Source organism: Phenylobacterium sp. (assembly GCF_030679875.1).
Classification (GTDB): Bacteria; Pseudomonadota; Alphaproteobacteria; order Caulobacterales; family Caulobacteraceae; genus Phenylobacterium.
Genome location: NZ_JAUXSP010000029.1, coordinates 46,355 through 72,297, shown reverse-complemented (window position 1 = coordinate 72,297; position 25,943 = coordinate 46,355). Strand labels below are relative to the sequence as shown.

Sequence of the window (25,943 nt, the reverse complement as noted above, 5' to 3'; positions counted from 1 at the left end):
AGACCCCAGATGAGCTTCGACATGCAGACAACCGGCCTTCAACTGCGTTCGCTGGTGAAGGCCAGCGGTGAACTGGAACTGTCCCTGGCCAGGGTCCCGGTGCAGCCCCCTGGCCCCGGCGAAGTGCTGGTCCGGGTGGAGGGCTCGCCGATCAACCCATCCGACCTGGGCCTGCTGGTCAGCGCCGCCGACATGAGCCAGGCCAAGGCCAGCGGAACGGCTGAAAGCCCGGTGCTCACGGCCTCCATCCCCGCGCCCTATATGAAGGTCGTCGCCGCGCGGCTGGATGAATCGATGCCGGTCGGCAATGAGGGCGCCGGCGTTGTCGTCGCGGCTGGCGAAGGCGCTGAGGGCCTGATGGGCAAGACCGTCGCCATGCTGGGCGGCGCCATGTACGCCCAGTACCGCACCGTACGGGCCGCTGACGTGCTTCTGCTGCCTGACGATGTGACTCCGGCGGAGGGCGCCTCCTGCTTCGTCAATCCCCTGACGGCGCTCGGCATGGTCGAGACCATGCGCCGCGAGGGCCACACCGCCCTGGTGCACACCGCGGCGGCCTCGAACCTCGGCCAGATGCTGAACCGCCTGTGCCTCAAGGACGGCGTGCAACTGGTCAACATCGTCCGTAGCGCCGAGCAGTCGGCTTTGCTGAAGGACCAAGGGGCGGTCCATGTGCTGGACAGCACCTCGCCGACCTTCGGCGAGGACCTGACCGAGGCCCTGGTGACCACCGGGGCCACCCTGGCCTTCGACGCCATCGGCGGTGGTCGTCTGGTCGGGCAGATCATGACGGCCATGGAGGTGGCGGCCAATCGCAAGGCCACCGAGTACAGCCGCTATGGCTCGACGACCTACAAGCAGACCTACATCTACGGCGGCCTCGACACCCGGCCCACCGAACTGAACCGGGGCTTTGGCATGTCCTGGGGTGTGGGGGGCTGGTTGCTGACCCCCTTCCTGCAGAAGATCGGCCCTGAAGCCGCTCAGGCCCTGCGCCAGCGGGTGGCCTCGGAGCTGAAGTCCACCTTCGCCAGCCACTACACCGCCGAAATCTCTCTGGCCGAGGCCCTGCAGCCCGATATCCTGGCGGCCTACAACCGCCGGGCCACGGGCGAGAAGTACCTGATCAACCCCAACAAGGGCGTCTAGGACCCCCGCAGGAGGTCTCGATTCCGAGCCCCCTGAGGCCTCAGCCTCAGGGGGCTTCGGCGCGTCTGCTGATTCGCCGATGAGGCCGCGCTGTGAGGGGAGCCGCGGTGATAGGAGAGGGTGGAGGCCTGGCCCGGAATCGAACCGGGGTGCACGGATTTGCAATCCGCTGCGTAACCACTCCGCCACCAGGCCATCCGGTGACCGACGCCCCCTTTTCAGGCGCGTCGTCTTGGGCGGAGGCGGATCGCTAACAGAACCGCCCGCCCGCGGCAATCTCTCTTGCGGGTGGTGATTGCGCTCCGGTCCGGGCCGGACCTATAAGCGCGCTTCACCTGCACGCCCCCGAGGTCACATGGTCGACTTCTCCGCCGCCCGCCTGAACATGGTCGACAGCCAGGTCCGGATCAACGACGTGACTGATCTGCGCGTCCAGGACGCCATGCGGGTCATCCCCCGGGAAAGCCTGGCGCCCCCGGGCCGCGCCTATCTGGCCTATGCGGACGCCGAGGTTCCCTACGGCCCCGGGCGGGCTCTTCTGGCGCCCCGCGACGTGGCCAAGCTGCTCCATGGCCTGGCGATCGCGCCGGGTCAGAAAGCCCTGGCCATCGCTGCGCCCTATGGCGCGGCCGTACTAGAACATGCGGGTCTTGATGTGCGGCGCCTGGATGGCGACGACCTGACGCCGCCCTCGGCCGAGCTCTTTGACGTCATCATCTGCGAGGGCGCTGTGGTGCGGACGCCTGACGCCTGGACGACCGCCCTGGCGCCCGGCGGCCGGCTGGCGATCATCGAGCGCAGCGGTCCGGTCGGCAAGGCGGTGATCTACACCCAGAGCTCCACCGGCCTCGCCCGGCGCGAAATCTTTGATGCGACCCCCAGCTATCTCGGCGGATTTGAGCCTGAGCAAGGATTCGCCTTCTGAGTTGTGCTGAAACACATGCGAAAGCCGCGTGTGAAAAAAGCTTAAGGTTGCGACCCCTGGCCGTGCTGTGAACTGCGGGCCATATAGGGCGCAGAGACACATCGCCTTAGTCGGGGCCAAGTCGGGGACTACGCATGTTCATCAGCCGTCGCGGAGCCTTGCTGGCCGCCGTATTCAGTGCGGGCCTGTCCTTTGGTGGACCCGCGTCCGCCGAGACCCTGGCCGAGGCTATTGCGCTGGCCTACCAGACCAACCCGGTCCTGCAGGCCCAGCGGGCCTCTTTGCGCGCCCTCGACGAAAGCATCGTTCAGGCCAGGTCCGGCTGGCGTCCTTCCCTCAGCGCTTCGGCCTCGGGGCAGTACACTGAGACGCGCACTCCGCGTCAGATGGCCGACCTGAATGGTGACGGGATTCCCGAAACCTCCGTCGGCGGGATCGACGAGAACAATTCCGGCGCTGCGGGCCTCAACCTCACCCAGCCGGTCTGGACCGGGGGACGGGTCGGGGCGGCGGTCTCGGCCGCTCAGGCCGACGTGTTCGCGGGCCAGGAAAACCTGCGCCGGATCGAGGCTGAAGTCCTGGGCGGCGTCATCGTCGCCTATGTGGACGTTCGCCGCGATCAGGAAGCCCTGCGGATCCGCCAGGACAATGTTCAGGTCCTGACCCGACAGCTGGAAGAGACCGACGCCCGCTTCGAGGTCGGGGAGATCACCCGCACCGACGTCGCCCAGGCTCAGGCCCGTCTGGCGGCCGCCGAGGCGCAGATGCGTTCGGGCGAGGCGCAACTGGCCATCAGCCGTGCGAGCTACGCCGCCATTGTCGGCCAGAATCCGGTTGACCTGGCGCCGGAGCCGCCGCTGGCCGCGGTGCTGCCCGCCACGGTCGACCTGGCCTATGAGGCCGCCGAGCGGAACAATCCCCAGCTTCGCCAGGCCCGCTACAACGCCCAGGCCGCCGGCGCCCGGGTCGCCGCGGCGCGCGCCGAACGGATGCCCAACCTGTCCCTTTCCGGCAGTGTCGGCTGGAGCGGTCTGGCCGATCCGTTCGAACCCTCGGACTATTCGCGAAATATCACTGGCCGAGCGACCCTGACCGTTCCGATCTTCACCGGCGGGCTGAACAATTCCCGGGTGCGTGCGGCGCGAGAGCGGGAAAACGCCAGCGAGCTCACCGTCGAGCAGGCCCGCCGCACCGCCCTGCAGAACGTGACCCAGGCCTGGAGTCAGCTTCTGGCCGCCCGCGCCAATATCGGGTCTACCGACGTCCAGGTGCGCGCTGCGCGTATCGCGGCCGAAGGGGTGCGTCAGGAACAGCAGGTGGGCCTGCGCACCACCATCGACGTGCTGAACGCCGAACAGGAACTGCGCGCCGCCGAACTGGCTCAGGTCTCCGCCAGGCGGGACGAGTATGTCGCCTCGGCCTCTGTGCTTTCGGCGGTCGGCCGGCTGGATGCCGCGAATCTGGCGCCGGAGCTGATCGCCTATGACGCGACGGCAAATTCCCGAGGTCTGCGCTACGCCTGGGGCTGGACGCCGTGGGAGGAGCCGATCGCCATTGTCGACTCCGTCTTCGTGCCTCAGCCGGAGCAATTGGCCCGTGACGCCCCGATGACCACAGCCGGGGCGCCGCAATAAGCGCGCTCCGGGCGGACATCTGCCTTGCGTCGCAAAGCTAAAATTGCAGGATCGCTCCATCGCGCCTAGGCTGGCGCACGGATTCCCTACCGCATCAAACACGGCGCGCCCCATGTCCGATCAGACCTCCCAAGAACCGACGATGGAGGAGATTCTCGCCTCCATTCGCCGCATCATTTCGGAGGACGATGCGCCTGCGGACGAGGCGAAGGCCGAGGAGGCGCCGGCAGAGTCGGCCGCGCCCGAGCCGGCTTCCACCTTCGAGCCGGAGCCGGAGCCTGAACCCGAGGCGACCTATGAAGCGCCGGCCCCTGAGCCGGAGCCCGAAGACGACGCCCTCGAACTCACCGAGCGAGTCGATCAGGTTGGCGACCTTGACGTCTACAGCCCGACCATGGCGCCGGCCGCTTCGGAGCCGGAGTCGGCCGCCTATTCGCCGCCTTCAAGCTATGAGCCGGTCAGCAACACCAACGGCGATGAGGGGCTGCTGAGCCAGACAGCCGCCACAGCCGCGGCCTCGGCCTTTGGTCAACTGTCGGCGGCCATTGGCATGCCTCACACCGACCGCACCCTTGAGGACGTCGTCCGCGAGATGCTGCGGCCGTTGCTCAAGCAGTGGCTGGACGACAACCTCCCGCAGATCGTCGAGGCTTCGGTCCGCGAAGAGGTCGAGCGCATCGCCCGCGGGCGCGTACGCTAGAATTTCCGTCTCTCACGCCCATAGGGGCGTGTGAGTCGCCGAACCCGCCCCGCCAGGGCGGGTTCGTTCGTTTCGGCGCAGCATCCGGCTTTCGCGCAACTGCGAGGGCCTGTATGGACCCCCTGATCCGCCATGCTTGATAAGACCTTTGATCCCAAGACCGCTGAACCCCGCCTCTATGAGGCCTGGGAGCAGTCCGGCGCGTTCGCCCCCACCGACGATCCGAACGCCGAGCCGTTCTCCATCGTCATTCCGCCGCCGAACGTCACCGGCTCCCTGCACATCGGCCACGCGCTGAACAATACGCTGCAGGACGTGCTGATCCGGTTTGAGCGGATGCGGGGCAAGGCCGCGCTGTGGCTGCCAGGCACCGACCATGCGGGCATCGCCACTCAGAACATCGTCGAGCGCCAGCTGGCCGAGGCCGGCAACATCAGCCGCCGCGACATGGGCCGTGAGGCCTTCGTCGAGAAGATCTGGGAGTGGAAGGCCAAGTCCGGCGGGACCATCGTCAACCAGCTGCGCCGCCTGGGCGCCTCCTGCGACTGGAGCCGCGAACGCTTCACCCTGGACGAAGGCCTGTCAGCCGCCGTCCGCAAGGTGTTCGTCCAGCTCCACAAGGAAGGCCTGATCTATCGCGACAAGCGGCTGGTCAACTGGGACCCCCATTTCCAGACCGCCATCTCCGACATCGAGGTCGAGCAGCGCGAGGTCGACGGACATTACTGGCACTTCGCCTATCCGCTGGAGGATGGCTCCGGTGAGATCGTCGTGGCCACCACCCGACCTGAGACCATGCTCGGCGACACCGCCGTGGCTGTCCATCCCGACGACGAGCGCTACAAGCACATGGTTGGCAAGGCTGTGCGCCTGCCCATCGTGAACCGGCCGATCCCGATCATCGCCGACGAGTATCCCGATCCGGAAAAGGGCTCGGGCGCGGTGAAGATCACCCCGGCCCACGACTTCAACGACTTCCAGGTCGGCAAGCGCCACAATCTGCCGGTCATCAACCTCTTCGACGACTTCGCGCGGATCAATGACAATGCGCCGGAGGCCTATCGCGGCCTCGACCGGTTCGCCGCCCGCAAGAAGGTGGTCGAGGAATTCGAGGCGCTCGGTCTGCTGCGGGAGATCGAGAAGACCCGCCACGTGGTCCCGCACGGGGACCGCTCCGGTGCGGTGGTCGAGCCCTACCTGACCGACCAGTGGTATGTCGACGCCAAGACCCTGGCCGGCCCCGCCATCAAGGCGGTCGAGGAGGGACGTACGGTCTTTGAGCCCCGCAACTGGGACAAGACCTATTTCGAATGGATGCGGAACATCCAACCCTGGTGCATCTCGCGCCAGCTCTGGTGGGGGCACCGTATCCCGGCCTGGTATGGCCCGGACGGCAAGGCCTTCGTGGCCGAGACCGAAGACGAGGCCAAGGCTGCGGCCCGCGAGCACTATGGGCGTGATGAGCCCCTGAGGCAGGACGAAGACGTCCTCGACACCTGGTTCTCCTCAGGTCTGTGGCCTTTTTCCACCATGGGCTGGCCGGACAAGACCAGCGACCTGGCTCGCTTCTATCCGACCCACACCCTGATCACCGGCTTCGACATCATCTTCTTCTGGGTCGCCCGGATGATGATGCAGGCCATCCATTTCACCGGCGAGGTTCCCTTCCGCCGGGTGTTCATCAACGCCCTGGTCCGCGACGCCGAGGGCAAGAAGATGTCCAAGTCCAAGGGCAATGTCCTGGACCCGCTGGACCTGGTTGACGAGTTCGGCGCCGACGCTCTGCGCTTCACCTTGACGGCCATGTCGGGCCAGGCCCGGGACATCAAGCTCTCGCGTCAGCGCATTGAGGGCTATCGGAATTTCGGCACGAAGCTGTGGAACGCCACCCGCTTCTGCCAGATGAACGGCTGCGCCCGCGCCGAGGGTTTCGACCCGGCGGCTCTGGAGGTTCCCCTCAACCGCTGGATCGTCGGCGAGGCCGCCCGCACCGGCCAGGCGGTGACCACGGCCCTGGACGGCTGCGGCTTTGATGAGGCCGCGGGCCTGCTCTACCGCTTCATCTGGAACGTCTATTGCGACTGGTATGTCGAACTCGCCAAGCCGCTGCTGAACGGCGAGGACGCCGCCGCCAAAGCCGAAACCCAAGCCACGGCGGCCTGGATCCTGGACGTCATCCTGACCCTGCTGCACCCGATCATGCCCTTCGTCACCGAAGAGCTTTGGGCCCAGACGGCCGGCGAGGGCGCCGCGCGCCGACACCAGGGCTTCCTGATGACCGCGCCTTGGCCTGAACTGACTGACGACCTGGTCGACCAGATCGCCGAGGCCGAGATCAGCCTGATCATCGCCGCGGTCAGTGAGGGCCGATCGGTGCGCGCCGAGCTGAACGTGCCCCCCGGCGCCCGCCCAGACCTGCTGGTTATCGAGGCCAGTCCGGCCCAGCGCGATGTCCTTGAGCGCTCGGCGCCGGTGATTTGCCAGACCCTGCGGGTCGCCAGTGTCCAGATGGTGGATCGGGCGCCTGACGGCGCCATTCCGTTCGTGGTCGAGGGCGCGACGCTGGCCCTGCCGGTGGCGGCCTTTATCGATCTGACCGCCGAGCGGGCGCGTCTGACGAAGGAAATCGCCACCCTGGCCTCCGACGTCGCGCACACGGCCAGGAAGCTGGGCAACCCCGACTTCGTGGCCCGGGCGCCAGAAGAGGTGGTTGAGGAAAACCGTGAGCGCATGGCCGAGGCTGAGGCCGCCAAGGTCAAGCTTGAGACCGCTCTCCAACGCCTGGCCGGCGTGGGCTGAGGCTGGCCGCGCGTGGCTTCAGGCGACTGCGGCCTGCTCCGGGGTGAGGCCCGCGGCCATGATCTGAGCCGCCAGGGCCTGAAGGTCCTGGTAGGCGATCGGTTTGGCGAGCACGGCGTCCATCCCGGCGTCGAAGCACTTCTGCTCGATCTCATGCCCGGTCTGGGCGGTGAGGGCGACGATGGGGGTGTCGGCGTTGAGCGGGCAGCTGGCGCGGATGGTGCTGGCCGCCGCCAAGCCGTCGAGGACCGGCATGTTCACATCCATCAGGATCAGGTCGAACGAACTGGCGCGCGCCTTCTCGATGGCGACCTGTCCGTTCTCAGCTTCGACGGTTGTGACCGCGGGGGAGGCGAGAAAGAGGCGCACAAGCTCGCGATTGACGGGGTGATCGTCGACGATCAGCACCCGGCCCGATAGCGCCGGACCCTTGGCGGGGGCGGGGGTGGTGATCTGCTGCTCTGGACAGACCGCTGCGGCAGGGATTTCCACCCAGAAGCAGGCGCCGGGCTGATCTCGATTCTCCGCGCCAATTTCGCCGTCCATCAACTCAATGAGCTCGCGGCAGATCGCCAGGCCAAGCCCGCTGCCACCGTGCCGGCGGGTGACACTGGAATCCCCCTGGGCGAACCGCTGGAACAGACGTTTTCGGTGGGCCTCCGGCAGCCCTGGGCCGGTGTCGAGAACCTCGATCCTCAGGCGGTCTCCGTCTGGCCCGACCTCCTTGAGGTGGACGCCCACCGCGCCATGATCGGTGAATTTCACGGCGTTGCCGACCAGATTCAGCAGGACTTGGCGCAGCCTCAGGCTGTCGACCTGACGGCGTCGCCGGGGCAGCTCATTCATGACCTGCAGGCTGACGCCCTTGACCGAGGCCTGCACCGACAGGATGTCGCGGACCTCCTCCGCCAGGGCGATCACGTCGGCAGGCTCAAGCTCCAGCTCGATTTGCCCAGCCTCGAGCTTTGAGGCGTCGAGGATGTCGTTGATCAGGGCCAGAAGGGCCTCGCCCGCGGTGGATATCCTGCGGATGTGACCCTCCGCCGTGGCGGGCAGGCCCGACTGTCGCAGCAGGGCGGTGAAGCCGAGGATGCTGGTCAGGGGCGTCCGCAGTTCATGGCTCATATTGGCCAGGAAGGCCGCCTTGGCTTCGACAGCCGCCTCCAGGCGCTGTTGCAGGGCGCGCTGGGCTGTCACATCGCGATAGACGCTGATGAGTTCCGCCGGCTGGCCTTCCGCATCCCTGACCAGGGTTGAGGCGCCTTCGAGCCACAGGGTCTCCCCTGACCGGGTCTTGGCCGGATAGGGCTTCTGCATGACTTCACGCGGGGAATCCGGATCGTAGTGCGGCGAGGTCGGATCGAAGAGCTTGGCGAGCCCGGCGATGACCGAATCACGATGATCGTCGGCGACGAAGTCGATCAGCCGGCGCCCGATGACCTCTTCGGGGGTGTAGCCCAGCATCTTGATGGAAGGGGAGGCGTAGGAGACCACACCGCGGCTGTCCGCGCGCACCAGGACGTCGTGGCAGTGATTGGCCAGCATGCGATAGCCGGCCTCGCTCTGGGCCAGCCGGTCCTCGGCTTCTCGCCGCAGGGCCAGCTCTAACCGCAGGCGCAGCGCATCCTCCACGGCCCTGGCCAGACTTCGCATCTGGCTCCGGCCCTCATCACTGATCGGCGGACGGGCCACTGTGTCGAGAATGCAGAGCGTACCGATGGGCACACCGGACGGGCAGCGAATGACCGCGCCCAGATAGTAGCGCAGACTGGTCTCTCCCCAGACCAGCGGATTGTCCTCAAATCGAGCGTCAGCGGAGGCGTCGCTGATCTCGTAGACCTCTTCGCCGGAGGTCAGGGCATGGGTGCAGAAGGAAATCTCAAGGGGGGTTTCCGTGGGCGCGATCCCGATCCTGGCCTTGAACCACTGACGCTCCCCGTCCATCAACGAGAACGCGCTGATCGGCGCCGAAAAGATGCGGGCCGCCAGGCCGACCAGCGAGTCGAAGGACGCCTCGGGATCGGTTTCCAGAATATTCAGCCGTCGCAGGGCCATAAGGCGTGCGGCGATGGGAGATTCCATGGGGGCGCGCTCCTAGGTTGGGGCCGTACCTGAGCGCGCCGTCGTTAAGGACATCCTTCCGGGGCCTGCGGCCCGCCGACGCAGCTTGAGCGCGGGCAGGCGAACACATGTTTGCCTCCGGTCCCAGGTTATGCTTGTTCACCCAGGAAGATACGGGGGCTGTCTGACCCCTGTGCAGCATTAGGAGAACGCTCATGACCGAGGCCGCTCTGCCTCCCGGCTGGCCAGCCATGTCCATCGCCGACGCCCACGCTCTACTCACTTCACCGGGCGTTCCGTTCGAGATGGAGGAGGTCACCGTCCGCGGCGTGACCATGAAGGCGTGGAAAAACTCGCCACCCTCCCTTCGTTCAGTGATCGAGGCTGGTCGCGCCCATGGGGAGCGGATCTTCCTGGTCTATGAGGACGAACGGGTCTCGTTCGAGGCCTTCCATCGGGCCGTGGCGAACCTGGCCAAGGAATTCGCCGCCCAGGGCGTGGCCAAGGGCGACCGGGTCGCCATCGTCATGCGCAATCTGCCTGAATGGGTCGTCGCCTTCTATGCGGGCGCCTCGCTGGGCGCCATCGTCACCCCGCTCAACGCCTGGTGGACCGGGTCAGAGCTGGAGTACGGCCTGACCGACTCCGGGGCGAAGATCGTCGTGCTCGACGCCGAGCGCTATGAGCGCCTGACCGAGCATCTGCCCAATTGCCCCGAGCTCGTGCGGGTCTATGTCTCGCGCGAATCCGACGAAATCGCCCATCCGGACGTCACCAAGCTTGAGGACGTGATCGGCGACGCCAACAGCTGGGCCAAGCTCCCGGACGTGGCCCTGCCGGACGTGGAGATCGACCAGGACGACGATGCGACCATCTTCTACACCTCGGGGACAACCGGTAAGCCCAAGGGCGCCCTGGGCACACACCGGGGGGTCAATTCCAACATCCTGACCGCCGCGAGCGCGGGCGCCCGGCGCTTCCTGCGGCGGGGCGAGATGCCCCCGGCGCCGGATCCGGAGGGTCCTCAGCGTTCGTCGCTGATCTCGGTGCCTTTCTTCCATGTCACGGGCTGCTTCGCGGTGCTGAACCCCAGCCTGTTCGCCGGCGCCAAGCTGGTGATGATGCACAAGTGGGACGCGGTCCGGGCGTTCGAGCTGATCGAGCGCGAGAAGATCCAGTCGGCCGGCGGCGTGCCGACCATCGCCTGGCAGCTGATCGAACACCCGGCGCGGGCCAACTACGACCTCTCGTCCCTGGAGTCGGTGGCCTATGGCGGCGCGCCCTCGGCCCCTGAACTGGTGCGCCGCCTGAGCGAGACCTTCCCCAAGTCGCAGCCCGGCCAGGGCTGGGGCATGACCGAGACCTGCGCCACGGTGACCAGCAATGGCGCTGAGGACTACACCAACCGCCCCGATAGCTGTGGCCCGGCTGCGCCGGTGGCAGAGCTGAAGATTGTCGATCCGACCGACGGTGTGACCGAGCTGCCGATCGGCGCCGTGGGAGAGCTGTGGGCCAAGGGGCCGATGGTGGTGAAGGGCTATTGGAACAAGCCCGAGGCCACCGCCCAGACCTTTGTCGACGGCTGGGTGCGCACCGGCGACCTGGCGCGGCTGGATGAGGAGGGCTTCTGCTTCATCATCGACCGCGCCAAGGACATGCTGATCCGCGGCGGCGAGAACATCTACTGCGTCGAGGTCGAGAACGTCCTCTACGACCACCCGGCGATCATGGACGCCGCTATCGTTGGGGTGCCGCATCGTACGCTCGGCGAAGAGCCGGCCGCGGTCGTGACCCTGAAGCCCGGCGCCGAAGTGACCGAGCAGGAGCTGCGGGCCCATGTGGCCGAGCACCTGGCGGCCTACAAGGTGCCGATCGCGGTCAAGTTCTGGCACGAGACCCTGCCGCGCAACGCCAACGGCAAGATCCTCAAGAACGAGCTCAAGAAGCTGTTCGAGGATAAGGCTGACGCCTGACCCATGGGCCGCAAGCGCGCCGACCTGCTGCTGGTCGAGCGTGGCCTGTTCGACAGCCGCGCCAAGGCCCGGGCCGCCATCGAGGCGGGCCGGGTCCTGGTCGGCGGTGAGCCCGTGGCGCGGCCGTCGGATCTGCTGGACGAGCTGAGTGAAATCCTCGCCGAGCCGGCCCACCCTTGGGTCGGTCGCGGGGCGCTCAAACTGGTCCACGCCCTGGATCTCTGGCCAATCAGGGTCGAAGGGCGTCAGGTCCTGGACGTTGGCGCCTCCACTGGCGGATTTACCGAGGTGTGTCTCAGCCGCGGCGCGAGGCGGGTCTGCGCCGTGGATGTGGGCCGGGGGCAGCTTCACCCCAAGGTCGCCGCCGACCCGCGGGTTCTCAACCTCGAGGCCACCGACGCCCGGAATTTGGACCAGGACCAGGTGGGCTTCGCCCCCGACCTCATTGTCTGCGATGTGAGCTTCATCGGTCTGGCCAAGGCTCTGCCCAGGGCGTTGGCCCTGGCTGTCCCGGCTGCGGACCTAGTGGTGCTGGTCAAGCCGCAGTTCGAAGTCGGGCCAGCACATGTCGGCAAGGGTGGGGTGGTGAGGGATGAAGCCGCCCGGACGCTCGCCGTGGATGAAGCCCAGGCGTTCCTGGTGGTCGCCGGCTGGGTTGTGAACGGCGTCGCGGCCAGCCCGATCACCGGCGGCGATGGCAATCTCGAATTCCTCGTCTGGGCGACGAAGACTGCCTGAACGAAAATGGGCCGCCCACCCGAAGGTGGACGGCCCGGTCTTTCAGCCTTGGACCAGGTCTTAGTCGACGACCTGATAGCGGCCTGAGCTGTCGCGGCAGACGCGGACGAAGCGCTTCTGCGTCGAGCCATCGGGCATGTAGATCGGGCTCTCGGCGATGCTGCAGCCATCGGCGCCGGCGCGCTGGGCTACCGAGTAGGTCCGGCCATAGCGGTCATAAGCCTGGCCATAGGACGAACTCGAAGACGAGTAGCCGTAGCGGTTGCTGTCATAGGATGAGCCGTAATAGCCGGGCGCGGACCCGCTCTGATAGTAGCCGCCCTGATACTGCGGCTGGCCGTAGGACTGACCGTAGGTCTGCCCGTAGTTTTGGCCGCCATAGGTTTGGCCCCGGTAGGTCTGGCCATAGCGGTTCTGGTCGTAGTAGCCGCTGTTCTGGGTGGTGCGATTGTCATAGCCCGGCGCGCAGGCCGCGCCCCGGTTGCCGACCGCCGCGCCCGCCGCCGCGCCCAGGGCGCCGCCCAGCAGAGCCCCTTCGGTGCGTACGCCACCGGCCGCAGCGTTTGAGCCGATCACCGCGCCGAGCGCGCCGCCGATGAGGGCGCCGGCGGTGCTGCGGTTGGTCTGATCGCGGCGGCAGGGATCGTAGTAGGTGTTGCCCTGGGTCTGGCCATAATAGCCGGCCGACTGGGCCGATGCCGCGGCCGGAGCCATGGCGGCGGCGGCGAGAGTGGCGACGCCGGCAACCGCGGCGACGGCGCCCTTGGCGATGGTGGAACGGTTGGACATCGTGGCTCTCCCTTGAGCGGAAATCGTGGACGGGGCCGAGGCTCGTCCTTGTCGATGTTGAATATGGCGTCGCTTACCTGAACGGCCGTTGAGCGGGTCGTTCATCTTCGTTCATCTCGCCTGCGACGCAGCAGCCGTGGCGTCAGGCGTCGAAATGTGAAATGGCCCTGGGGATGCGAAGTTCCAAACCTATCCGCCGCACGTCCACCCGCCCACCGGCCGGCCCGGCGCCGGAGACCGAGATCACCATCGCCGAGATGGGCGGGGAGGGCGATGGCATGGCGCCTGGCCCCATCTTCGCCAGCTTCACCCTGCCGGGCGAGCGAGTTCGCGTGGCCGGAACCGGGGAGCGTCGCAAGACCCTGGAGATCCTGGAAGCGAGCCCCGAGCGGGTTGAACCTCCATGTCCGCACTTTGGTCAGTGCGGCGGCTGCGCGCTGCAGCATTGGGGGATGGAGCCCTACCTGGCCTGGAAACGTGGCCGACTGATCGGCACCCTGGCCCGCCAGCATATCGAGACCGAGATCTTGCCGATCGTCGCCTCGCCACCGTTCAGCCGCCGCCGGGCGGCCCTGCACGCCCGCCAGGGCCGCAAGGACGAGGCGCGCCTGGGCTACAAGATCCGCAATTCCTGGGACCTGGTGGACATCACAGTCTGCCCGATCTCCGATCCCAAGATCACGGCGGCCCTGCCGGCCATGCGCCGACTGGCCGCGCCCTTGTTCGAGCATCCCAAGTCGGCGCCAACCCTGCACGTCACCCTCACCGATGACGGCCTCGACATCGATATCACCGGGGTCGAGCGCAAAAGCGGAGGTCTGTCGGCGGACGCGCGCATGCGCCTGGCCGAGCAGGCGGCGGCGGGCGGCTTCGCCCGCGTCTCCATGGACGGCGAGATCGCCTATATGGATCAGGCCGCGCCAGGCGTTCGACTGAGCGGGGTCCGGGTTGGTCTGCCGCCGGGCGCCTTCCTGCAGGCTGTGCCAGCCGCCGAGAGCGCCATGGTCGATTTCGTGGTCCAGTCCGCGGCGGGCGCCGACCGGATCGCCGACCTGTTCTGCGGCGTGGGCACCTTCACCTTTGGTCTGGCCAGCCTCGCGCCGGTCTATGCCCTGGATGGGGCGGCGCCCGCCATCGCCGCCCTCAACGCCGCGGTCGCCAATGCGCCCGGCCTGAAGGGCGTCACGGCGGAAACACGCGACCTCGTGCGTCGGCCGCTGCTGGCCCAGGAAATGAAGAAGCTGGACCTGGTGCTGTTCGACCCGCCCCGCGCCGGCGCCGCCGAACAGGCGGGGGAAATCGCCCGCTCCAAGGTCAGCCGGGTGATCGGTGTCTCCTGCGCGCCGGCCACCTTCGCCCGGGACGCCCGCACCCTGATCGACGCCGGCTTCCGTCTGGACCGCGTGCTGCCCGTGGATCAGTTCCTGTGGTCGCCCCACGTGGAGCTGGTCGGCGTATTCTCCCGCTAGCTAGCCAAACAGATCGACCTGATCGCCCGGCCTCGGGGGGACCCTGAAGGCTGAGAGATCGAGGTCGGGGAGGGGGCGGTCGAGTGCGTAGCGCTTGCGCGCCGCCCGAAACCTCTGGCCCATCATCTGGGCGACGGGGCCCTGGCCCTTCATCCGGGCGCCGAAGGTGGCGTCATAGTCCTTTCCGCCACGCATCTGGCGGACCAGGGACATGACGCGGCCCGCCCGGTCGGGATGGTCGGTGGCCAGCCACTCCTGGAACAGGTCCTTGATCTCGAGCGGCAGACGCAGGGCGACATAGCCTGATCCCACGGCGCCAGCCTCTGCGCTACGTTCCAGCACCGCCTCCATTTCATGGTCATTCAGGCTGGGAATGGCCGGGGCGAACATCACCACCACGGGAACGCCGGCCTTGGCCAGGCCCGCTACGGCGGAGAGCCGTCGCTCAGGCGTGGCGGCGCGGGGCTCCATGCTGCGGGCGAGTTTGCGGTCGAGGCTGGTGATGGAGATGGCCACCCGCGTGAGGCCCCGAGACGCCATCTCGCCGAGGATATCGACGTCCCGCAGGATCAGGGCCGACTTGGTGATGATGGTGAAGGGGTGACTGAACCGCTGCAGCACCTCCAGCACCTGTCGGGTCACCCGATGCTCACGCTCAATAGGCTGATAGGGGTCGGTATCCCCGCCGATGTGGATGACCCGCGGCGCATACCGCGGCGCAGACAGCTCCTTTTCCAGCAGGGCCGCCGCATCAGGTTTGAAGAACAGCCGGCTTTCGAAATCCAGGCCGGGCGAGAGACCCAGGAAGGCGTGCGCGGGTCGGGCATAGCAATAGATGCAGCCGTGCTCGCAGCCACGATAGGGGTTGATCGAGCGGTCGAAGCCGACGTCGGGGCTGGTGTTTCGCGCGATGATCGTCCTGGCCTTGTCGGGCAGGACGTGGGTCCGCAACGGTGCGGGCGCCTCGTCCTCCAGGGTCCAGCCATCGTCGAACGCTTCGACCTTGCGGCTCTCGAAACGCCCGCTGGTGTTGGTGCGCGCGCCACGACCGCGGATTTGCTGGGTGAAGGTGACCACGGGCCTCAGACTAGGGTCTTCACGTGAACATAACAAGAACAGTGTTGACCCCGCGATCGAAGCGGCCCCTTTGGCGGCATGATCACTGTCATCGTGCCTGCCCATGATTCTGCCGACGCCCTCGCGGGCCTGCTCGCCGCCCTTGTCCCGGCCGCCGTGGATGGCCTGGTCCGTGAAGTGATCGTCGCCGACGGCGATGCCGACCCGGCGACCTCGGCCCTGTGTGAGGACGCTGGCGCAACCCTCCTGCGGGGGTCGATCGCAGCGGCCGCCGCGGTGGCCAAGGGCAATTGGCTGCTGATCGTCACGCCCGAGATGCGATTCCCGAGCCGCTGGATCGAAATCGTCGCCGACCATAGCTCCAGGGCGACCAAGGCGGCGCTGCTGCTGCCGCCTTTGCAGACGGGCTGGTTTGCGGGGCGTCGGCAGAACCGAAGCGCAGGCCTGCTGATCCGCACCCGGGACTTCGGCGGAACTCAGGGTGATCTGAGGCTTTTGGTGGACCGTTTCGGTCGCGGCGCGGTGCGCCTGGGCTAGAACTTCATCGTCCCGTCGAAGTCCAGACGGGCGTCGATGGTCCGTGCGCCGCGGGCGGCCGCGTCGAGGGTGCGCGAGGTTTCGCCGAAGTGGTCGCGATAGGCCCAGTAGGCGGCGACGACTTTTTCGACATAGTTGCGGGTCTCGACCGAGGGCAGGCATTCGATGACCAGCAGGCTGTCGGCCTGCTCGCCAACCATCGCGACGGTCTTTTGCAGCGTGCCAGGCCCGCCATTATAGGCGGCGACGACCTGCAGCAGATCATAGCCGACCCCGCGCTCCATCAGCCAGGTCAGATAGTCCTGGCCGACCCGCAGGTTGAAGGCGGGGTCGAACAGGGGGCTCATATCCTGGCGAAGCTTATCGTCGCCAGCCGCCCGGGCGGCGGCCTCAGGCATCAGCTGCATCAGACCGACCGCGCCGGCCGGCGACACAGCGGCCGGATTGAAGCGGCTCTCCTGGTTGACGATGGCGTAGACCAGGGCCCTGTCGATGGTGAAGCCCCACTTGGGCTCCAGCGCCGGGGTCGGATAGGCGAAGGCCGCCCGCATACGCCCCGGTAAGGTGTCGGCCGCAGAGGTAAGGGGCGCATTCAGCGCCAGGGCGAGGGTGGTCCAGCGGCTCCGCTCCGGCTCCGACTTGGCGAGCATCAGGCCAGCCCGCAGCTCAAGTCCGGCCTCCAGGGCCAGTCCCAACTGGGACAGGGCGACGGCGCGGTGCGCGCGCGGATCGGACTTGGCGAAGCGCACCATGTCGACGCTGTCGCCGCCGCGGGCGCTTACCCGCAAGATCTGTCCCTGCGGGGCGGCCTGCGACAGGCGGGCGGGCGCAGCTTCGTCGCCGACCAGGGCCAGGCGCCGGTCAGCGATCATGCCATAGAAGGTCTGGGGGTGGCGCGCGGCCACCCGCAGGTGGGCGGCGGCGCGGTCGGCGTCTTCATCGCGGCTTGCGGCGCGGGCGGCCCAGAAGCCGGCGCCGGCCTGCAGCCATTCGCCTTCGTCGGGATCACGGGCGACGGCGCTGAAGAAGCCCTCGGCCTCTTCGTACCGGCCAAGGCGGTAGGCGGCCATGCCGGCGATCCACCGCTCGCAGGCGTTTCCAGCCAGGTCCAAGGCGCGGGTGACGTCGCCGCCATAGAAGGCCTGGCGGGCGGCGCGGCCTTTGTCGGCGTTCAGCCGGCCGCCGACCCGCTGAGCGGCGCTCTCCACCCGGCCCCAGTCGAGACCCGACACGACGGGAGTCCGCGGCGCAGCGGCGCCGGGCGGCCGGCGCTTCAGGGCCAGGGCATAGACCCGTTCAGCGCCCGGCAGATCGGCGTGGGCGCCCAGCCAGGCGCTCAGTTCCTGATAGGAGGCCACATGGGCGGTGGGATGCATCAGCTGGCGCAGGGCGATATGGCCCGTCAGGCTGCGATCCTTAAGCTCCACGAGTTGCATCTGGGCGTCGATGAAATCGCCCCGGTCGACGGCGGCGAACGCGGCGCGATAGCGGACCAGATCCCAGGGGTTCAGCACCTGGGGCGCGGCCCAGGCGCGGGTGGCGGCGCCCGCCGTCACAGCCGCGCTCACAGCGCCCAGTCCCAGGCCGAAAACCTGCCTTCGCGTCGATGTCGTCATACGACCTTCCACGTCCGCCGACATGCCGCAGCGGTTCCGTGGCCCTTTTCTCGAAGCTCAGGTGCAGGTCTAGTGGGGACGGTCTGGCCGATCAAGCCTCTGCACCAAAGACACGAGATCGCTCCACGCTTTCTTCTTGGCTGCTGGCTGACGAAGCAGAAACGCCGGGTGAAGCGTTGGCATGGCGGGCAGTTCGAGGCTTTCGTCGTCAGAACGCCATTCGAACCAGCGTCCCCGCATGGCGAGAATACCCTCCTCGCGCTTGAGCATCGCCTTGGCTGAGGCGCCGCCGACCAGCAGCAGCATCTTTGGCCGGACGAGGGAAATGGCCCGCTCCACGAAGGGCGCGCACAGGGCCTGCTCGGACAGCGAGGGGGTGCGATTGCCCGGGGGCCGCCAGAAGACCGTGTTGGTGATGAAGACCCGGTCGGAGAGGCCGGCGGCGGCCAGCATCCGGTCCAGCAACTGGCCGGCGCGGCCCACAAAGGGCTCGCCGCGCGCATCTTCGTCGCCGCCTGGTCCCTCGCCGATAATCATGACCGGGGCGTCCGATGGGCCTCGGCTGAACACCGATCGCGTGGCCGCGCCCTCGAACCGCAGAGGGCAACCTTCGAAACCGGCGATGGCTTCGGCCAGGCTGGTCAGATCCTGCGCCGCGGCGGCCAGCCGCCGGGCCTCGGCCAGGGCGTCGGAGGCAGGTTCACCCGCCGCTGGTGCCGTGCGGAGCGGGGCTGCGACATGTTCCACCCGCCGTGGCGGGGGGCTCAACCCGGCGGCGATACGGTCGGTCGCCTCGTCCTGATAGAGGCAGTCCACGCCGGCGTCGGCCCAGAAGGCCAGCAGGCTATGGGCCAGGATTTCGGGGGCGGGCGGGGTGGACTGGTCCATACTGGTGGGTCGAAATCCTTGAGTTTCGCGGGGTTTGTCCTTGACCGCGTAGGGGCGACCTTCCGATAAGACGGCCAAAGGATCAACGCTGTCGGCGAGGGTGCGGGCCCCTGACCGTCGGATAATGGAGTTCAGAGGGGATCATGAGCGAAGACGTCGAACGCGAAGCCATGGAATACGACGTCGTCATCGTGGGCGCCGGGCCTGCTGGCCTGTCGGCGGCGATTCGTCTGAAGCAGCTCGCCGCCGAGGCCGGCGCCGAGATCAGCGTTGCGGTTCTGGAAAAGGGCTCCGAGGTCGGCGCCCATATCCTGTCTGGCGCGGTCATCGATCCCATCGCTCTGAATGAGCTGATCCCCGACTGGAAAGACCAGGGCGCGCCCCTGGAGACGCCGGTCAAGAAGGACAAGTTCATCTATCTCGGTCCCCAGGGCGAGCTGGACATCACCTGGCTGCCCATGCCGAAGTTCATGCTGAACCATGGCAACTACATCGCCTCCCTGGCGAATGTCGCCCGTTGGCTGGGCCAGCAGGCCGAGGCGCTCGGCGTGGAAATCTATCCCGGCATGGCGGCTTCTGAGGTGCTGTTCGACGAGAACGGCGCGGTCAAGGGCGTGGTCGCCGGCGTCTTCGGCATCGACAAGGACGGGAACAAGGGCCCCGACTATCAGCCTGGCGTCGAGCTGCTGGCCAAATACACCTTCATCGGCGAGGGCGTCCGCGGGTCGCTCGCCAAGCAGCTGATCGATAAGTTCGGTCTGGCCGAGAACAGCGAACCCCAGAAGTTCGGCATTGGCCTGAAGGAGCTGTGGCAGGTTCCCGACGACAAGTTCCAGCCGGGCCTGGTGCAGCACACCCTGGGTTGGCCGCTGGACAACAAGACCGGCGGCGGCAGCTTCATGTACCACTTCGGGGACAACTACGTGGCCATCGGCTTCGTGGTGCACCTGAACTACAAGAACCCCTGGATGTCGCCGTTCGACGAGTTCCAGCGCTTCAAGCAGCATTCGGCCGTGCGCCCGCATCTCGAAGGTGGCAAGCGCATCGCCTATGGCGCCCGCGCCATCACCGAGGGCGGCCTACAGTCGGTGCCCAAGCTGTTCTTCCCGGGCGGCGTCCTGGTCGGCTGCTCGGCGGGCTTTGTGAACGTGCCCCGGATCAAGGGCAGCCATAACGCCATGAAGACCGGCATGCTCGCCGCTGAAGCCGCCTTCGCCGCCATCCAGGGTGGCCGTCAGGGCGACGAACTGGCCGAGTACGAGGCCGCCTACAAGGCCTCCTGGGTCTATAAGGAACTCAAGATCGTCCGCAACGCCAAGCCGATCATCTCCAAGTACGGCACCGCGCTCGGCACCCTGCTGAGCGGTATGGACATGACGATCAGCAACCTGACCGGCGGCTTCTCGGTGTTTGGCACCATGAAGCACGGCAAGACCGACGCGGAGTCCACCGGCCTGGCCAAGGACTACCAGCCGATCGTCTATCCGAAGCCCGACAACGAGATCAGCTTCGACAAGCTGTCCTCGGTCTTCCTGTCAGCCACCAATCACGACGAGAACCAGCCGGCTCACCTGCGGCTCAAGGACCCGTCGATCCCGATTTCGGTGAACCTGCCCAGGTTCGGCGAACCGGCCCGCCTCTATTGCCCCGCTGGGGTCTATGAGGTGCTGTATGATGAGGCTGGTGAGAACCCGAAGTTCCAGATCAACTTCCAGAACTGCGTCCACTGCAAGACCTGCGACATCAAGGATCCGTCGCAGAATATCGTCTGGACGACGCCTCAGGGCGGGGACGGGCCGAACTATCCCAATATGTGAGTCGCCGTCGCGCTTGCGGCGGGGGCCGGAAAAGGAAACCCTGCGGGGATGCGCCTTCGTTCTCTGACCGTGACGGTCCCTGTTCTGCTCCTGGCGGCCTGCGCCAGTCCCTCGGCGCCCGCCGGAGGACTGGAGGCCCGCTCGCCCTATGGCCTGTTCCTGGCCGGTCAGGCTGCTCTGAATGACGGTGAAAGCCGGCAGGCCGCCGACTATTTCGAGCGGGCCACCCTCAGTCGCGACACCCCCAATCTGATCTCCGAGCGCGCCTTCACGGCCGCTGTGCTGAGCGGTGAGATCGAGAAGGCCGCAGCCATCGCGCCGGTCGGGGAGGAGGCGTCCGAGGGCGCAAAGCGCCTTGGGCGGCTGGTTCTGGCGGTGGACGCCCTGGCCTCCGGCAAGGGGGAGGCGGCCTACGAGCTTCTGACCTCCGAAGAGATCGGCTTTCCCCATCGCACGGCGGCGGCCCTACTGACGCCCTGGGCCGCGGCCCAGGCGGGCGACATGGACCTGGCCACCCGGCGTCCTGATGTTCCCGGCGACAAGCTGGTGGAATATTTCGGCATGCTGGGTCAGGCCTACCAGTACGAGCGGGTCCGTCGCTACGATGAGGCGGAGACCGACTTCAAGGCGCTTACTGACGCCCCAGACGCCCCGCCGATGCTGGTCCTGGCGCATGGGGAGTTCCTCGAACGCCGCGGACGCCGGCCCGAAGCCGTGGCGCTCTACGAAAGGGCGCTCGCCACCTACCGGCGCGACACCGCCCTTGGCCTGGCGCGCGACCGTGCGCTGGCGCGCCGGAGCCCGCCATCGGCCCCGACGGTCCGTCAGGGCGCTGCTCAGGCCATACTGACGCCGGCCGCCGCCATGCTGGCCGCCCGCCAGACTCAGTTCGCCCTGGCCTATGTGCGCCTCGCCCTGCGGCTGGACCCCGAGCGGATGGACGCCTGGATGATGGTTGGCGACCTCATGGGCGCAGCCGGTGACGTGCAGGCCGCCCGCGCCGCCTATGACCGCGTGCCGACGGGACACCCCGACTACGTCACCGCCCAGAGCAAGCTGGCCTGGAGCCTGCAAGGCGCAGGTGAGGGCGAGGCCGCCCTGGAGACCGCCCGCAAGGCCGCAGTCGACGGTGATCCCATCGGCCTGCTGACCCTGGCTGACCTGTTGCGAAGCAACGAGCGCTATGATGAGGCGATCGTTCCGCTCAACCAGCTGGTGGAAGCCAGTCCGGAGCCTGACTGGCGGCTGCTGTTCGCCAGAGGCGCGGCGTTTGAGCGGATGGGAGACTGGCCCCGCGCCGAGGCCGACCTGATGGCCGCCCTGGCGCTGAACCCGGAAGAACCGGACATCCTCAACTACCTGGCCTATGGCTGGATCGACCGCGGCGAGCGTCTGGACGAGGCCCTGGCCATGGTCCAGACCGCCGTCGACGCCAACCCGCGTTCCGGGGCGATGATCGACAGTCTGGGCTGGGGCTATTACCGGCTTGGCCAGTACGACAAGGCCGTCGAGGTGCTGGAGGAGGCCGTTGGCCTGGAAGCCGGCGACCCCGAGATCAACAACCATCTCGGCGACGCCTACTGGCAGGTGGGCCGGCGCGACGAAGCCGTCTTCCAGTGGCGGCGGGTTCTGACCCTGGAGCCTGACACCCGGATTCGCGCCGACGCCGAGGCCAAGCTGGCTTCCGGGCTCGGCCCCGGCGCGACCCGGGCGGCGGCGCAGGCGGCCGCTGAGACCGCGCCCAGTCCCGTCGTTCGCTAGGTCCGCGCCATGTTCGGCCAGGCTTTCGCGCCCGCCAAGGTGAACCTGTTCCTGCACGTCGGGGCGCCGGGGGCGGACGGCTATCACCCGCTCTGCTCCCTGATGGTCTTCGCCGATGTGGGTGACCAGGTCTCACTGGCTCCGGCCGAAGCCCTGGATTTCACCCTGACGGGCCCGTTCGCCCGCGATCTGGCCGGAAGTGGCGACAATCTCGTCCAGCGGGCGGCCCAGGCGCTGTTGCATGAGGTGCGCGGCCCAAGGTCGCCGGTCATGCTGGTGCTGGACAAGCAGTTGCCGGTCGCCGCCGGCCTGGGCGGGGGGTCCAGCGACGCCGGCGCAGCGCTGCGGCTCCTGCGGGCGGCCTGGGCGCCCGGCTTGTCTGATGAGGTTTTGCAAGGACTTGCCGCAGAGCTGGGCGCCGATGGCGCGGCTTGCCTTTGGGGCGCCCCCGTCATGGCTGAGGGCCGGGGAGAGCGGCTCAGTCCGTCGCCTGGCCTACCCGTCATGCCGGCAGTGCTCGTCAATCCGCGGGTCGCCGCGTCCACCGGCGCTGTCTACAGCCGGTTCGACGCCCTGGGCGTCTTCGGTGACGTAACCGCGCCGCCCCTGCCGGATCTCTTTGAGTCCGTCGAGGAGGTGGCCGGCTGGCTCAGCCTCATGCGCAATGACCTTGAGGCGGCCGCTGTCGAGCTCGCCCCGGCGATCGGGGACGTTTTGAGCGCCCTGCGCGGCGAGCCTGAGACTCTGTTCGCGCAGATGTCTGGCTCAGGCGCCACCTGCTTCGCCCTCTGCGCCAGCGACATCGAGGCCGAGCAACTGGCCGAGGGCCTTGGGCGGCTGCGCCCGGACTGGTGGGTGCGCCGGTGCCGCCTGGGCGGCCCCTGGCCAGAGACCGCCTGAGACCCTGACCGCCTGAGACCCGTGCATTCGTGCAAGCCTGTCGCGGTCGGCGTCGTCACGCCAGACAGCGCAAACGAAAACGGGGGCCCCGAAGGACCCCCGTTCCGTGATCAGCCTTGAGAGCTGGATCAGCTGTGGACGGATTCCCCGTGTTGCGAGAGGTCCAGTCCTTCGACCTCTTCCTCCTCGGAAACCCGCAGTCCGACGGTGAACTTGCAGATCATGAGAATGACAAAGCTGGCGATGCCCGACCAGGCCACCGTGCCCAGCACGCCGATGAACTGCGTGCCCGCATTGGCCGCGGCGGCGGTTTCTTCGCCAGCGATGACCGCATCGGCGAGGACGCCGGTGAGGATGGCGCCGACGATGCCGGCGATGCCGTGCACGCCGAAGACGTCCAGGCTGTCGTCGTACTTCAGCAGCTTCTTAAGCCAGACCGCGCCCACATAGGCCGCAGCGCCGCCGACGAGGCCGATGATCAAGGCGCCCTGCGGGCTGACGAAGCCAGCCGCGGGGGTGATCGCGACCAGGCCGGCGATGGCGCCGGACGCCATGCCGAGCATGCCGGGCTTCTTGCGCTCGACCCACTCGATGACCAGCCAGGACAGGATCGCGCCAGCGGCGGCGACTTGGGTGTTCAGCATGGCCACGGCGGCAAGGCCGTTGGCGGCCAAGGCGGAACCGGCGTTAAAGCCGAACCAGCCCACCCACAGCATGGCGGCGCCGATCATGGTCAGCACCAGGTTGTGCGGCGCCATGTTGTCGACGCCGTAGCCTTTACGCTTGCCCAGAACGATCGCGCAGACCAGACCGGCGACGCCAGCATTGATGTGCACCACGGTGCCGCCAGCGAAGTCGAGGACGCCCTCGTCGCTCAGGAAGCCGCCGCCCCAGATCCAATGGCAGACCGGCGCATAGACGACCAGCGACCACAGGACCATGAACATCAGCATGGCCGAGAACTTCATGCGCTCGGCGAAAGCGCCGGTGATGAGGGCCGGTGTGATGATGAAGAAGGTCATCTGGAACACCACGAAGAGGTATTCCGGAATGGTCCCTGACACGCCGTCATAGGCCACGCCCGCCAGGAACGCGTTGCTGAGGCCGCCGACGAAGGGCTGCAGCGCGGGGTTGCTGTTCTCGGAGAAGGCCAGTGAATAGCCGACGACCATCCAGAGAACGCTCATCACCGCGGTGATAGCGAAGCTCTGGGCGACAGTGGCGATCACGTTCTTCTTGCGGACCATGCCGCCGTAGAACAGGGCGAGACCCGGAATGGTCATCATCAGGACGAGCGCAGTGGAGGTCAGCATCCAGGCCGTGTCGCCGGCGTCGATGGTGGCGACCTCTTCCTCGACGGCGGCCTCTTCAACCGGCGCGGCTTCAGCGATCGGCGCGGCTTCTTCCGCCGGCGCCTCCATCATGGCTTCGGCCGGTGGTGGCGCCTCTTGGGCCCAGGCCGAGGCGACAGGCGCCCCGACAATTGCGGCGGCGAGCATTAGCCCTGCCAGCCCCTTGAATTTCAACGACATCATTTGGCTATCCCCTTGTCCCGTTCAGTTGCGCCCTTAAAGGGCGGCGGCCCCGGTCTCACCGGTGCGGATACGCACCGCGTCCTCGACGTTGACGACGAAGATCTTCCCGTCGCCGATCTTGCCGGTGGCCGCTGCGGCCTTGATGGCCTCCACGGCCTTGGCGGCGGCGGCGTCATCGACGACCGCCTCCAGCTTGACCTTGGGCACGAAGTTCACCTGGTACTCCGCCCCCCGGTAGATCTCTGTCTGCCCCTTTTGCCGGCCGTAGCCTTTGACTTCAGAGACCGTCAGGCCTTCAACGCCGGCCGAAACGAGCGCTTCGCGCACGTCGTCCAACTTGAAGGGTTTGACGATCGCAATGATCAGTTTCATCCGCTCGCTACCGCACGGGCTTTTACGCCGCGCGTCCCCTTATTGGTTCGAGCCGTCACCAAGCCCCATGGCCCCATTCCGACGGTGTCGGTCGACGGCGACTGTGACGCTATCGGCGGCGAGGGGAGGGGGGGCGGCCGGGGTCGTCGCCGGTTAAGGAAAGCCTTTCAGTGCCGAAAGGATGGGCGCCAGTGGGGGGCGATTGCCCGCAAACTGAGCATCACCGACGGCTGAGGGCGTCGGTTCTGAGCGCCCGAACCGGAAGACCCAGCGTGATCACGAACCCGTGAACGTCGGCAACCGATGGGCCCCCCGCTGCTTAGTTCTCCCGACCGTGACGCCTGCATTGGCTCGCGCCCCACAATCGAGAGGATGACCATGCGTCTGACACGCCTAGTGACCGCAACCGCTATCGCCGCCCTCATGGCCGGCGCCGCGCATGCCCAGGTGGCTGATCCGGCGCCGTCCACGCCCACGGCGGGCCTGCCTTCCGCTCAGGCAGGCGCCGACGCCCGCGCGGGCGCTCAGGTCGCGCCGGCCGGCGATATTGTTGAGACGGTCGAGGCTGCTGGACAGTTCACCACCCTGGTCGCCGCCTTGGAGGCGACCAATCTGGTTCAGCTCCTGAAGACGACGCCGAATCTCACAATCTTCGCGCCCACCGACGCCGCCTTTGCGGCCTTGCCGGCGGGGGAACTCGACCGCTTGATGGCTGACGAAAACCGCGCCGAATTGCAGAAGCTGCTGACCTACCACGTGGTCAATGCGCGCCTGGACGCCAGCAAGATCGAGGGCGCCCAAGGGCCCGTGCCGACCGTCGCCGGTGAGAATCTGCAGGTTAACGACGTGGGTGAGGTCTGGACCGTCGGTCAGGCCCGGGTCACCCAGTCGGACATCAACGCCGACAATGGTGTGATCCATGTGGTGGATAAGGTGCTCATGCCGGGCGACGCCACAGTGGCCGCTGCGGGGGCGGATGCTTCAGCCTCTATACCGTCGCCAGACGCCACAACCCCTGCCGCCCCGGCGACAGGCGCCAGTGTGACCGGAGAGTCCGACGCCCCGACGGGGATCGCTGCGGACACTGCGGCCACCGCGTCCGATGTGCAGATGCAACCCATTCCGGACACCCCGGAAAACCGCGCCGCCTATGGCGCACCCCTCTCGAGCGCCGGCAAGCGCACCGCCGCCGAGAGCAACTGA

General features: G+C 67.5%; 20 protein-coding genes and 1 tRNA gene. 13 read left to right on the top strand and 8 right to left on the bottom strand.

The window, feature by feature from the left end; translation table 11 throughout:
• Positions 1-9: 9 nt before the first annotated feature.
• Positions 10-1,149 carry a zinc-binding dehydrogenase gene (locus tag Q8K84_RS16335; RefSeq protein ID WP_305283784.1) on the top strand — a complete coding sequence of 380 codons (1,140 nt, stop codon included), beginning with the start codon at positions 10-12 and terminating at the stop codon, positions 1,147-1,149.
• Between the two features lie 121 nt (positions 1,150-1,270).
• Here Q8K84_RS16335 and Q8K84_RS16330 read toward each other — a convergent pair.
• Positions 1,271-1,344, bottom strand: a tRNA-Cys gene (locus tag Q8K84_RS16330).
• Between the two features lie 160 nt (positions 1,345-1,504).
• Between Q8K84_RS16330 and Q8K84_RS16325 the strand changes: the two genes are divergently transcribed.
• The 4 genes from Q8K84_RS16325 (at position 1,505) to Q8K84_RS16310 (ending at position 7,207) form a co-directional block, all read left to right on the top strand.
• Positions 1,505-2,074, top strand: a complete 570-nt coding sequence (locus Q8K84_RS16325; RefSeq protein WP_305283783.1) for a protein-L-isoaspartate O-methyltransferase — start codon at positions 1,505-1,507, stop codon at positions 2,072-2,074.
• Positions 2,075-2,208: 134 nt separating this feature from the next.
• Complete coding sequence (locus tag Q8K84_RS16320) at positions 2,209-3,708, top strand: TolC family outer membrane protein (RefSeq protein ID WP_305283781.1); 1,500 nt, start codon at positions 2,209-2,211, stop codon at positions 3,706-3,708.
• 112 nt (positions 3,709-3,820) lie between these two features.
• Positions 3,821-4,408, top strand: a complete 588-nt coding sequence (locus Q8K84_RS16315) for a DUF2497 domain-containing protein (protein WP_305283780.1) — start codon at positions 3,821-3,823, stop codon at positions 4,406-4,408.
• 132 nt (positions 4,409-4,540) lie between these two features.
• The gene (locus Q8K84_RS16310) at positions 4,541-7,207 is read left to right on the top strand and encodes a valine--tRNA ligase (protein ID WP_305283779.1); all 2,667 of its coding nucleotides are present in this window, start codon (positions 4,541-4,543) and stop codon (positions 7,205-7,207) included.
• A gap of 18 nt (positions 7,208-7,225) precedes the next feature.
• Here the strand turns inward: Q8K84_RS16310 and Q8K84_RS16305 are convergent, their stop codons facing one another.
• Positions 7,226-9,289 (bottom strand): ATP-binding protein, encoded by a 2,064-nt coding sequence (locus Q8K84_RS16305; RefSeq protein ID WP_305283778.1) that lies wholly within the window; start codon positions 9,287-9,289, stop codon positions 7,226-7,228.
• A gap of 194 nt (positions 9,290-9,483) precedes the next feature.
• On the opposite strand from Q8K84_RS16305, the gene Q8K84_RS16300 reads away from it, so the two are divergent.
• Together Q8K84_RS16300 and Q8K84_RS16295 are read left to right on the top strand one after the other, a co-directional pair.
• Positions 9,484-11,241, top strand: coding sequence for a class I adenylate-forming enzyme family protein (locus tag Q8K84_RS16300; RefSeq protein WP_305283777.1), 1,758 nt, complete (start codon positions 9,484-9,486; stop codon positions 11,239-11,241).
• A gap of 3 nt (positions 11,242-11,244) precedes the next feature.
• The gene (locus tag Q8K84_RS16295; protein ID WP_305283776.1) at positions 11,245-11,979 is read left to right on the top strand and encodes a TlyA family RNA methyltransferase; all 735 of its coding nucleotides are present in this window, start codon (positions 11,245-11,247) and stop codon (positions 11,977-11,979) included.
• A gap of 60 nt (positions 11,980-12,039) precedes the next feature.
• Here Q8K84_RS16295 and Q8K84_RS16290 read toward each other — a convergent pair whose 3' ends face one another.
• The gene (locus Q8K84_RS16290) at positions 12,040-12,768 is read right to left on the bottom strand and encodes a hypothetical protein (RefSeq protein WP_305283775.1); all 729 of its coding nucleotides are present in this window, start codon (positions 12,766-12,768) and stop codon (positions 12,040-12,042) included.
• A 173-nt stretch (positions 12,769-12,941) separates the two neighbouring features.
• On the opposite strand from Q8K84_RS16290, the gene Q8K84_RS16285 reads away from it, so the two are divergent.
• Positions 12,942-14,237 carry a class I SAM-dependent RNA methyltransferase gene (locus Q8K84_RS16285; RefSeq protein ID WP_370867884.1) on the top strand — a complete coding sequence of 432 codons (1,296 nt, stop codon included), beginning with the start codon at positions 12,942-12,944 and terminating at the stop codon, positions 14,235-14,237.
• Here the strand turns inward: Q8K84_RS16285 and Q8K84_RS16280 are convergent, their stop codons facing one another.
• Positions 14,238-15,314, bottom strand: coding sequence for a PA0069 family radical SAM protein (locus tag Q8K84_RS16280; protein WP_305283774.1), 1,077 nt, complete (start codon positions 15,312-15,314; stop codon positions 14,238-14,240).
• 78 nt (positions 15,315-15,392) lie between these two features.
• On the opposite strand from Q8K84_RS16280, the gene Q8K84_RS16275 reads away from it, so the two are divergent.
• Positions 15,393-15,851, top strand: coding sequence for a cell wall biosynthesis glycosyltransferase (locus Q8K84_RS16275; RefSeq protein WP_305283773.1), 459 nt, complete (start codon positions 15,393-15,395; stop codon positions 15,849-15,851).
• Here the strand turns inward: Q8K84_RS16275 and Q8K84_RS16270 are convergent.
• Together Q8K84_RS16270 and Q8K84_RS16265 are read right to left on the bottom strand one after the other, a co-directional pair.
• Positions 15,848-17,467, bottom strand: a complete 1,620-nt coding sequence (locus Q8K84_RS16270) for a lytic transglycosylase domain-containing protein (protein WP_305283772.1) — start codon at positions 17,465-17,467, stop codon at positions 15,848-15,850. The two genes, Q8K84_RS16275 and Q8K84_RS16270, sit on opposite strands and share 4 nt — an antisense overlap.
• A gap of 69 nt (positions 17,468-17,536) precedes the next feature.
• The gene (locus tag Q8K84_RS16265; RefSeq protein WP_305283771.1) at positions 17,537-18,355 is read right to left on the bottom strand and encodes a uracil-DNA glycosylase; all 819 of its coding nucleotides are present in this window, start codon (positions 18,353-18,355) and stop codon (positions 17,537-17,539) included.
• A 143-nt stretch (positions 18,356-18,498) separates the two neighbouring features.
• Here Q8K84_RS16265 and Q8K84_RS16260 point away from each other — a divergent pair, with 143 nt between their 5' ends.
• The 3 genes from Q8K84_RS16260 to Q8K84_RS16250 are packed head-to-tail and all read left to right on the top strand — an operon-like array spanning position 18,499 to position 22,833.
• The gene (locus Q8K84_RS16260) at positions 18,499-20,172 is read left to right on the top strand and encodes an electron transfer flavoprotein-ubiquinone oxidoreductase (protein ID WP_305283770.1); all 1,674 of its coding nucleotides are present in this window, start codon (positions 18,499-18,501) and stop codon (positions 20,170-20,172) included.
• Positions 20,173-20,220: 48 nt separating this feature from the next.
• Positions 20,221-21,933 (top strand): tetratricopeptide repeat protein, encoded by a 1,713-nt coding sequence (locus Q8K84_RS16255; RefSeq protein ID WP_305283769.1) that lies wholly within the window; start codon positions 20,221-20,223, stop codon positions 21,931-21,933.
• 9 nt (positions 21,934-21,942) lie between these two features.
• Positions 21,943-22,833 carry a 4-(cytidine 5'-diphospho)-2-C-methyl-D-erythritol kinase gene (locus tag Q8K84_RS16250; RefSeq protein WP_305283768.1) on the top strand — a complete coding sequence of 297 codons (891 nt, stop codon included), beginning with the start codon at positions 21,943-21,945 and terminating at the stop codon, positions 22,831-22,833.
• A gap of 128 nt (positions 22,834-22,961) precedes the next feature.
• Here Q8K84_RS16250 and Q8K84_RS16245 read toward each other — a convergent pair whose 3' ends face one another.
• The gene (locus Q8K84_RS16245; RefSeq protein ID WP_305283913.1) at positions 22,962-24,365 is read right to left on the bottom strand and encodes an ammonium transporter; all 1,404 of its coding nucleotides are present in this window, start codon (positions 24,363-24,365) and stop codon (positions 22,962-22,964) included.
• Between the two features lie 36 nt (positions 24,366-24,401).
• A complete protein-coding gene (locus tag Q8K84_RS16240; RefSeq protein ID WP_293317793.1) occupies positions 24,402-24,740 on the bottom strand; it encodes a P-II family nitrogen regulator in 339 nt (112 codons plus the stop codon).
• Between the two features lie 378 nt (positions 24,741-25,118).
• On the opposite strand from Q8K84_RS16240, the gene Q8K84_RS16235 reads away from it, so the two are divergent.
• Positions 25,119-25,943 (top strand): fasciclin domain-containing protein, encoded by an 825-nt coding sequence (locus Q8K84_RS16235; protein WP_305283765.1) that lies wholly within the window; start codon positions 25,119-25,121, stop codon positions 25,941-25,943.

Excerpts from the sequence above, each read along its gene's own strand:
- Q8K84_RS16265 (WP_305283771.1), bottom strand. The coding sequence starts at position 18,355 with ATGGACCAGTCCACCCCGCCCGCCCCCGAAATCCTGGCCCATAGCCTG.
- Q8K84_RS16240 (WP_293317793.1), bottom strand. The coding sequence starts at position 24,740 with ATGAAACTGATCATTGCGATCGTCAAACCCTTCAAGTTGGACGACGTG.
- Q8K84_RS16285 (WP_370867884.1), top strand. The coding sequence starts at position 12,942 with ATGCGAAGTTCCAAACCTATCCGCCGCACGTCCACCCGCCCACCGGCC.
- Q8K84_RS16315 (WP_305283780.1), top strand. The coding sequence starts at position 3,821 with ATGTCCGATCAGACCTCCCAAGAACCGACGATGGAGGAGATTCTCGCC.
- Q8K84_RS16335 (WP_305283784.1), top strand. The coding sequence starts at position 10 with ATGAGCTTCGACATGCAGACAACCGGCCTTCAACTGCGTTCGCTGGTG.
- Q8K84_RS16305 (WP_305283778.1), bottom strand. The coding sequence starts at position 9,289 with ATGGAATCTCCCATCGCCGCACGCCTTATGGCCCTGCGACGGCTGAAT.
- Q8K84_RS16235 (WP_305283765.1), top strand. The coding sequence starts at position 25,119 with ATGCGTCTGACACGCCTAGTGACCGCAACCGCTATCGCCGCCCTCATG.
- Q8K84_RS16320 (WP_305283781.1), top strand. The coding sequence starts at position 2,209 with ATGTTCATCAGCCGTCGCGGAGCCTTGCTGGCCGCCGTATTCAGTGCG.
- Q8K84_RS16325 (WP_305283783.1), top strand. The coding sequence starts at position 1,505 with ATGGTCGACTTCTCCGCCGCCCGCCTGAACATGGTCGACAGCCAGGTC.
- Q8K84_RS16300 (WP_305283777.1), top strand. The coding sequence starts at position 9,484 with ATGACCGAGGCCGCTCTGCCTCCCGGCTGGCCAGCCATGTCCATCGCC.
- Q8K84_RS16310 (WP_305283779.1), top strand. The coding sequence starts at position 4,541 with ATGCTTGATAAGACCTTTGATCCCAAGACCGCTGAACCCCGCCTCTAT.
- Q8K84_RS16250 (WP_305283768.1), top strand. The coding sequence starts at position 21,943 with ATGTTCGGCCAGGCTTTCGCGCCCGCCAAGGTGAACCTGTTCCTGCAC.
- Q8K84_RS16255 (WP_305283769.1), top strand. The coding sequence starts at position 20,221 with ATGCGCCTTCGTTCTCTGACCGTGACGGTCCCTGTTCTGCTCCTGGCG.
- Q8K84_RS16245 (WP_305283913.1), bottom strand. The coding sequence starts at position 24,365 with ATGTCGTTGAAATTCAAGGGGCTGGCAGGGCTAATGCTCGCCGCCGCA.
- Q8K84_RS16290 (WP_305283775.1), bottom strand. The coding sequence starts at position 12,768 with ATGTCCAACCGTTCCACCATCGCCAAGGGCGCCGTCGCCGCGGTTGCC.
- Q8K84_RS16260 (WP_305283770.1), top strand. The coding sequence starts at position 18,499 with ATGAGCGAAGACGTCGAACGCGAAGCCATGGAATACGACGTCGTCATC.
- Q8K84_RS16275 (WP_305283773.1), top strand. The coding sequence starts at position 15,393 with ATGATCACTGTCATCGTGCCTGCCCATGATTCTGCCGACGCCCTCGCG.
- Q8K84_RS16270 (WP_305283772.1), bottom strand. The coding sequence starts at position 17,467 with ATGACGACATCGACGCGAAGGCAGGTTTTCGGCCTGGGACTGGGCGCT.
- Q8K84_RS16295 (WP_305283776.1), top strand. The coding sequence starts at position 11,245 with ATGGGCCGCAAGCGCGCCGACCTGCTGCTGGTCGAGCGTGGCCTGTTC.